1 protein-coding gene and 1 pseudogene are annotated in these 1,511 nt (G+C 72.7%); both read right to left on the reverse strand.

Going from position 1 to position 1,511, the window contains the following annotated elements; all coding sequences use genetic code 11:
- Positions 1-259: pseudogene (locus VF825_RS09635) on the reverse strand (hypothetical protein); the annotation flags it as partial.
- Complete coding sequence (locus tag VF825_RS09640) at positions 259-1,308, reverse strand: NAD-dependent epimerase/dehydratase family protein (protein WP_331112632.1); 1,050 nt, start codon at positions 1,306-1,308, stop codon at positions 259-261. The gene VF825_RS09640 and the pseudogene VF825_RS09635, both read right to left, overlap by 1 nt.
- Positions 1,309-1,511 lie beyond the last annotated feature (203 nt).

Consider the following 1,511-nt stretch of genomic DNA (forward strand, 5'->3'; position numbering starts at 1 on the left):
TGGCCTTGCCGTCCGCCGCGGTGACCGGCCGGGGCTTGGCAACGGGGCGGGGCCGGTGCGCCTTGACCGGCGGGGCGCCGTTGTCGGCGGGGTCGCCGATGAGGGGGGTGCTGCGACGCTTGGCCCGCTCACCGCTGGCCCGTGCAGCTCCCGCGGCCAGGGCGTCGACGCCCGACGGGCGCCGACGGCGAGCCTGCCCGGCCTCGGACGCCTCGGCCCGCGGGGTCGCCCTCAGGGGCACGACGTTGGGGTCGTCCATCAGCTCTTCCTCCCCGAGCCGAGCGCGTGCGAGAGGACCCCGGCCGCGGTGCCGGCCAGCTGGTCGACCGCAGCGGCCACCATGTCGGCGCCGGGGACCACGGGGCCGGCGTGCCGGGCGAAGTCCTCGAAGGCGCCCCGCGTGGTGAAGCGCGGCTCGAGGTGCAGCACCTCGCGCATCCGGGTGGTGTCCATGCCCCGCCCGAACGCCAGGAACTGCATCTGGTCCGGGGAGAAGTCGGCCAGGCCGGCCCGGCGGACGAGCTGCCCGAGCAGGCCGCCGGCCGAGATCGGCACCGGCACGGTCGGGCGACCGACCAGCCGTGCCGCCTGCTGGACCGTGATGACGCCGTCGCCGGCGACGTTGACGATGCCCACGGATGGGCCGGTGGTGGCCAGCAGCAGGGCCTGCAGGGCGTCGTCCTCGTGGACGAACTGGAGCCGGGCGTCGAAGCCGAGCGGGACCGGCACCACCGGGAGGGTGAAGTAGTCGGTCAGGCTGGTGGAGATGCCGGGGCCGATGATGTTGGCGAAGCGCAGCATCGAGATCTCGACGTCGGGTCGGCGGCGCGAGAAGCCGCGCACGTAGCCCTCCACCTCGACCGAGTCCTTGCCGAAGCCCGCGCGCGGCAGGGCCTTGGGCCCCATGTCCTCGGTGAACATCGCCGGGTCACGCGGGGAGGAGCCGTAGACCGAGGCCGAGGACTTCACCACGAGGCGCGAGATGCTCGGGGCCTTCTGGCACGCGGCGAGCAGCTGCATCGTGCCGATGACGTTGATCTCCTTCTGGGAGACCCGCCCACCCGCGGTCACCGGGGTGGCGATGACGTTCATGTGGACGACGGTGTCGACCTCGGCCTGGGTGATGATCTTGCCGATCATCGGGTTGCGGATGTCGGCCCGGACGAACTCCGCGGTGCCGATGTCGTGCGGGGGCGGGATGACGTCGACGCCGATGACCCGCTGGATGTCTGGTTGCGCCGTCAGCAGGCGCGCGAAACGCCCCCCGAGGTACCGCGAGACGCCCGTGACGAGCACGACGTTCGCCACAGTTCACCTGCCTTGCCTCGACCTCGCGCCACGCGACGCGTCCGTGCCCGGAATCCTACCGAGGCCCGCGCGGATTGGGCGAAGTCGTCAGATGTCTCACAGGAGGTGGGCTCGTCGCGGAGCGCGGACACGACCGCGTCGGCACGACGAAGACCTCCCCACCGCGGACGGGTGAGGAGGCCTTCGGACCGGAAGGTGTTCCG

It is taken from the genome of Oryzihumus sp., assembly GCF_036391795.1.
Lineage (GTDB): Bacteria > Actinomycetota > Actinomycetes > Actinomycetales > Dermatophilaceae > Oryzihumus.